Consider the following 6,000-nt stretch of genomic DNA (forward strand, 5'->3'; position numbering starts at 1 on the left):
CGGGCGGCCTCCGGAACGCTCAGAAAGGCGGTCATCGCGCGACCCGGTAGACGGCCTGCGTGCCCCTCGCGCCAGTGCCGGACGGGACGATCAAGCCGGGGAGCGAGGACGCCGGGACCTCCTCCGGGTCCTCCAAGCCGATGCCGTACGGGCGGACTAGCGGACGAAGACGGAGCCCTCCGGCAGCTCCGGCAGGCCGTCCTTCTCCGCGTCCACCAGCTCCCCGGTGCACTCCGCCCGGTCTGGCCGCCCGCGGCGCAGTAGGCCGGGTCGAACAGCTCGCCGGGAGGTAAGCGGTGCTGACGACCCGCGCGCCGGCGTCCTCCGGCGACGGGACGCGCCCGCGCCCGCCCTCCGGGTCCGGGAGACCCGTCGGCTCTGGGACCGCGTCCTCATCCACCCGCTCCTCCACGTTTCGAGCGAGCGCCTACGCCTCCGCGGCCCGCGTCAAGGTGAGGACGTCCGCGGCGTGCCGGACGAGGGACGTACCGGGGCCTAAGCTCTTCGGCGGGACGAAGGGGGCTCGCCGGCGACGTAAAGCGCGATGTTCCGGTCGTGCTCCAGCAGCGCCGCCAGCTGCGGGCGTCCGCGGCGGCGTCCTCCACCGCGATCCCGGCCTCGACGCAGAGCCCGTACGGGCGGACTCTCCGTCTCCGGCGCGGGGGCGGGCGTCTCCCGGTCGCATCGGAGGACCGCGCTGCGGACGTCCTCCGGGAGAGACGCGCCGGCTCCGGCGTCGTGGACTGCGCTCCGCTCTCAGCGGTACGGTGGGACTGCATCAGCACCTACCTCCTGGTGCGAGGCCCCCGGGAGGTGCCAGCCGCGCCGGGGCAACTCTGTTAGCTGCGGGGTCCTTCCCACAGCACGCTGATTGAAGAAGGAAGTTATTCTAAACCGCGTTGGGAGAGCGAGCGGCCTGCCAGAGGAATCCGTTAGTTCGGTCGCAACCGTTACCCCGCGCACTCGCGGTACGCGAGGTTCCCGTGGTAGGGGAGGACGCCCGCCGCGGCGTCTCGGCAAGCTGCGCAAGATGAAAAGCACCGACGCGCTACCCGGCCGCTGGGCCGAGGTCGAGCTACGCCACCCCGCCAGCTACGTCCGGATCGACGGCCCGGTTCCCGCCGGCCCGGACGACGGCGTGGGACTCCTCCTCCATGCCGCTGGCGGGCCCGGCGGAGCAAGCGTCGCCCTGCCCCAGACCCGAACCCCCGGTCTTCTCACCTGCGAGACGGTTGAAGTCGGCGGAGCGCGCGTCCGGCTCCGGCCCGCCGCGTAGAAGACGACCGGTGGTGCAGCCATCCTTGAACGGATGGAACCCGCCGTGATCGTCTCCCTCGCCACTGGCGGGATCGCAGCCCTTATAGGTCTGCACGCTGGCTGGGTGAGCCGCCGCGCCCTGAACGTGAGCAAGAAGACGCTCGCGTGGCAGCAGAAGCGGGACGAGGAGCGCTCCGAGACGCGCCTCGTCGTGTGGTTCAACCACGAGGCACGCCCGATCCTCACGGAGCCCGCGGCGACGGTCCTGCTCGGGTGCGTCTCGGCGCTCCCGATGGACTACTGGCTCACCATCGTCGTCTACAACGCCGGCGAGACGACGGACTACATCTCGGACCTCTTCATGGAGGACGTGAAGGGCCTCGGCCGCCACGTCAAGCAGTTCCAGCCGGACCAGGCCATCCGCCCTCGCGAGCGCGTGACCAGTAGCTTTCTGCTCCCGGGCGACCCCTTCGACACCGCCGCCGGATTCATCGGACGCGCCGTCCTTGCCGGTGGTGTAGTCGTCGAGTCGGCGACGGAACACCTAGAACCCTTCCTCCTGGAAGCGGTCAAGGCCCGCAACAGTCAGGGTCGCCTGGACGCCCCACCCCCGGAGGACGAGCAGATGCCGGACGTCACCCTCCTGTCGCCGGAACGCCCGGAACCACCGCAGCGCTAAACGACCGCGCGCACGTCCTCACGCCGACGGCATGCCGCCCCCGCCGCTGGCAGCTTCGGGCGCGGACATCTCCGACGAGCCCGCCCCCCCGACAAACAACAACGCGCAGATGGCGGCCCGTGCGCGAGCGCAGCTCGCGCGGAACCTGATGAACCTGCTCCCAGACGCGGGCGTGGTCCCCGGCCCCGGGCGAGCGAGCGAGCGAGCGAGCGCTAAGCCGCCTTGTCGAGTTCTTCGGCGAGCTGATCGCGGCTGGTCAGTGGCTTGGTCTCGAAGCGCTGATCCGCGCTGGCTTGTCGTAACACGTGCATCGAATGCCGTTCCGCAACGACAACGTCGCAGTACGGCACGGGGGTCGACAGCGCATCGATGTCGTTGATGTCGTTTGGGCCCCACGTCGAATTGACGTTGCGGTGCTTCGCCGTAGCAAGTGTGACCTACGCGTCGGCAGTCGGCATAGAGTCAGTGAAGCGACGGGCCGACTCTAGATCCTGGAGGGCTTCGCTAAGACGTATGTTGTGCGCGCGGAGCGCGTCGTCTCGTACTTCCTCAATCTCAAGTGCGAGATAGCCGCCAGCGACCAAGTCACGAAGCCGTCCTCGGCGCCAGCGCGGCTCCGCAGTCAGTTTGGCGGCGAGATCACGTTGCTGCTGCGCACGTTGCTCGGTGACCTTTCGTACGGCGCCGGGATTCCATCCCAGCGCGCGAAGCTGCTGCTCCTCGTGGTCGTCCGAGGGGCCGCGAATTATGTTTCGGTCCAGGTCCCGTGCCGCTTGATGCATTCGACGGTCGAACTCTTCTTGGCCTACCCGAGCGGTCCGTCGAGCGTGCTCGGTGACGTCCCTTCCGGCTGGAGTTCGTACACGGAACCCGCCGCGCATACCGAACGCGTGCATGACGCCCTGCCCGAGTAGATCCACCGACGGAAACCGGTCGGTGACTGCGCGCATCGCGCAAGTGCCGCGTCGAACTCAAGCGCCGCGATCGCCGTCAGCGGAAGCAACGACGCAAAGTGGGTGAACTCCTCGATCACCCTGCCTAGGTTCGCGCGTTGCGCGCGCCGCAGATTGCCAGTGAGCTCGATGATCAGCGGCATGCCGATGACGTATGTCCAACCCGCCCTCCGCGCTCGCAGAACATCGAGGGCGCTCTGGAAGCGTGCGCCGTCGGCGTGCCCGCTCGCCGCCTTGGCGAGAGAGATCCACTGATTCAGATCGAGGTAGACGAGCGGTGTCGCGGGTCGGGTCAACCGACGCGGCCACGCCGGCTCCACCTCAGTGCGTTCCGCGCCAGGCCGTAGCATCACGCCGATTGTGAACTTACATCCAGACGTCCTCAGCCGACATGCTCTCACCGTGACTAGATCGCTCGGCAGGCCGGCCGATCTCAGACGCCGCGTGCGAACAGGACTTATGACGAGCCGCCGCGCGCCTCGCGAGCGCGCTACGGCGGCCTCGCCGGGCAAGTAGAGTCGCTGACGCGTGCGCCAGATCCTCGCGAAAGTCTGCGGCTCAGTGCGAGTGCCGCGGAAAAGCCCGCCCCCTCGAGGGACGCCGCGAGGCGCGGTCTCTCCGCCACGGGTGACGCGCGAAGACGTCGGGGTACTTGAGTTCGCACTCATCAGCCAGATGCACGAGTGGGTGCATGCGCGCTCTGAGGTGATCCAGTTCACAGATGCGGACACGGTGGCGAGGTCGCTCGAGCTCTCCTTCTCGCTGAAGGACTTGCGTCGGAAATGGTTCGGCACAGTGCCGATCGATCTCGTGCCCGTCATGTGGATCCGTAAAGGATCCAACTCCCGCGTCATCGTGCGCGACGAGTCCGGCGCCCTTGTGGCGGTCGCAACGAGACGCGAAAGCGCCGACATGGCGGCGTCGATTCTTGAAGCGGCGGCTCAGGCGTTCTCCGAGGGGCATGCGCCTCTGACCGATGAAGTGCGCCGGCTCATGTTCGACATCGCGGTCGATGAGCCAACCTACGCGAGCGACGCCCTCGCGGAACTCCGCACGACGCCTCACCTCCGCGGCCTACAGGACTCGGATCTGTTCTGGGCGCTCGCGCTCGACATTTCTCGCAACGTTCCTCTGTTCGTACACATCCGAGGGGATTCGGTCGAGCGCAGAGAGTTCTCCGTATCGAAACATGGAACCAGGTGGACCAAAGTGCACGTCGGTGGTACAGCCGGCTTCCCGAACGACTTGGCTGGGCTCCCACAAGCGTCTGGATCGCACTTCCTGGGCTAGGGCTCGGGTCGACATTCGAGATCGTCGTCAACGCCCCGGAAGGCGTGGACATCCGCGCAGCGCTCCTTCACACCACGGACGCAAACCGGCCGGCGCACGGCCAACACATCGGTCAGCGCGTCTCGTCCGTGCGGCTGGAAGGATCCGCTCCACAGGGCACCTACGCGCTACTCGCGATGCAGCTCACAGCGCGACCCCGGTACGTCGCGGGCATTCTCGCGGCGGCGGCGTTGGCTGCCTTTGCTCTAACCGCCGGGCGCTACGCCGTGCCTGCGCTCGTGAAGGAAGCCGACGCGGCCGTGACCTTGATGCTCGCCGGCCCGACGCTGTTTGCCGGAATCATCGCGAGTCCAGCCCGAGGAGGTGTCGGGGCCCAGCTACTTTGGGCCGCGAGAGCGGTGCTCCGCCTTACCGGGCTGCTCGTCTTCGCAGCCGCCGTCGCACTCGTCGTCGTCCAGCCGGCGGAGTGCATCAAGAGCGTGTGGCTCGTGCTCGCCGCAGGATGTTGGCTCTCGACGCTCGTGCTAGTCGTTGGGCTCATGTCCCCGGGCACGCACATACGGCTCCGGCGGATACGAAGCAGCGAGCAGCCGGCAGTAGGCGCGGCTTGACCTCCGCTCGCGAAGGCGGGTTATGGGGACTACGCAAACGAGCTCGTACACCCTCCCCTCGACGATCGTCTGAGTTGACTGCGACTCAGCGGTTCGGGGATGCTGCCTCAGACCGAAGTGGTCACAGCCCGTCAAACGTGGGGGATCCGTGGTCCGCAAGGCAACGATGCTGCTTCTGCTGTGTGTCGCTGGACTGTCCGCAGTCGCTAATCCTGCGGCTGCTTCACCAGCGTCGTCCTCCACCGCAATGCGGGGAACGACTGGCAGCTATTCGTATCCCGAGTGGCTTCCGTTGCGCAAGCCAGCGAAGGTGGGCTGCGTCTACTCCAACTGCGGCGGACCGTACCACGGGTATTGGGCGCTTGATCTTCTTGATCCGGAAAGGGTCGGAGACGACCCAATCTACGCCGCCGGTGCCGGCCAAGCATGGATCGTGTCCTCAACGTCCGGAGGGTGCGGAGGTCCGGGAACTCCAGCGAACGTGATCAGGGTGGACCACGGCGGAGGCGTCGAAACCTTCTACTACCACCTAGCCTCGTTTTCCGTCAGCAGCGGTGCATGGGTCGGCCCCGAGACGCAGATTGGGCTTATGGGCTCGACCGGTTACACCGACCCGTGTCCAACTCACCATCTCCATTTCGAGAAGCGGGTCAGGGGCGAACGAGTCGATCCGGGAGCGCTGAAAGCGTGCCACGGACCGGCAGTCGTGACGTACCCGGGCACTTTCGGGACTGACGCGTGGAATTCCATTGCGACCGAGAGCAAGACGGTGTTCAGCGACGGCGTGGTTTGCGGTGCTCCGGCCGATAGCGATGGCGACGGGTTGCCCGACTCGGGAGATCGGTGCCCGAGCGAAGCGGGGCCATCTTCGACAAGCGGCTGCCCCGACGCCGACAGCGATGGCACCGCGGACCAAGATGACGTCTGCCCTGACCAAGCTGGGCCCGCGACTACAAGCGGCTGTCCAGATGCGGACGCCGATGGGGTCAAGGACAGTATCGACGTCTGCCCAACGAATGCCGGGTCGAAGAGCTTTGCAGGGTGCCCCTACGAGTTGTTCGTAGTCCAGCCGACGTCTCGCGCGGATTTCGACGGTGACGGCAAGGCCGACTTTTGCCGCCTGACCGGCGCCGCCAACAACCAGAACAGCACCGCTCAATGCACCCTGAGCACGGGCACCAGCTTCGGCCCGACGATCACCAGCTCGCTA

5 protein-coding genes are annotated in these 6,000 nt (G+C 67.2%); all 5 read left to right on the forward strand.

What is annotated here, in order from left to right; translation table 11 throughout:
* The first annotated feature begins 1,309 nt into the window (after positions 1-1,309).
* Complete coding sequence (locus tag C8N24_RS01295; protein ID WP_121247096.1) at positions 1,310-1,936, forward strand: hypothetical protein; 627 nt, start codon at positions 1,310-1,312, stop codon at positions 1,934-1,936.
* Between the two features lie 518 nt (positions 1,937-2,454).
* Positions 2,455-2,850 (forward strand): hypothetical protein, encoded by a 396-nt coding sequence (locus C8N24_RS01300; RefSeq protein ID WP_121247099.1) that lies wholly within the window; start codon positions 2,455-2,457, stop codon positions 2,848-2,850.
* A gap of 666 nt (positions 2,851-3,516) precedes the next feature.
* Positions 3,517-4,179: a hypothetical protein gene (locus C8N24_RS01305; protein WP_121247102.1), complete on the forward strand. Its 663-nt coding sequence runs from the start codon at positions 3,517-3,519 to the stop codon at positions 4,177-4,179.
* A 44-nt stretch (positions 4,180-4,223) separates the two neighbouring features.
* Entirely contained in the window at positions 4,224-4,790 is a 567-nt protein-coding gene (locus C8N24_RS01310; protein WP_121247105.1) for a hypothetical protein, read from the forward strand.
* Positions 4,791-5,037: 247 nt separating this feature from the next.
* The coding region (locus C8N24_RS34545) for a M23 family metallopeptidase (RefSeq protein WP_245971901.1) at positions 5,038-6,000 on the forward strand (963 nt) is incomplete at its 3' end.

Origin of the sequence: Solirubrobacter pauli (assembly GCF_003633755.1) — a bacterium.
Classification (GTDB): domain Bacteria; phylum Actinomycetota; class Thermoleophilia; order Solirubrobacterales; family Solirubrobacteraceae; genus Solirubrobacter; species Solirubrobacter pauli.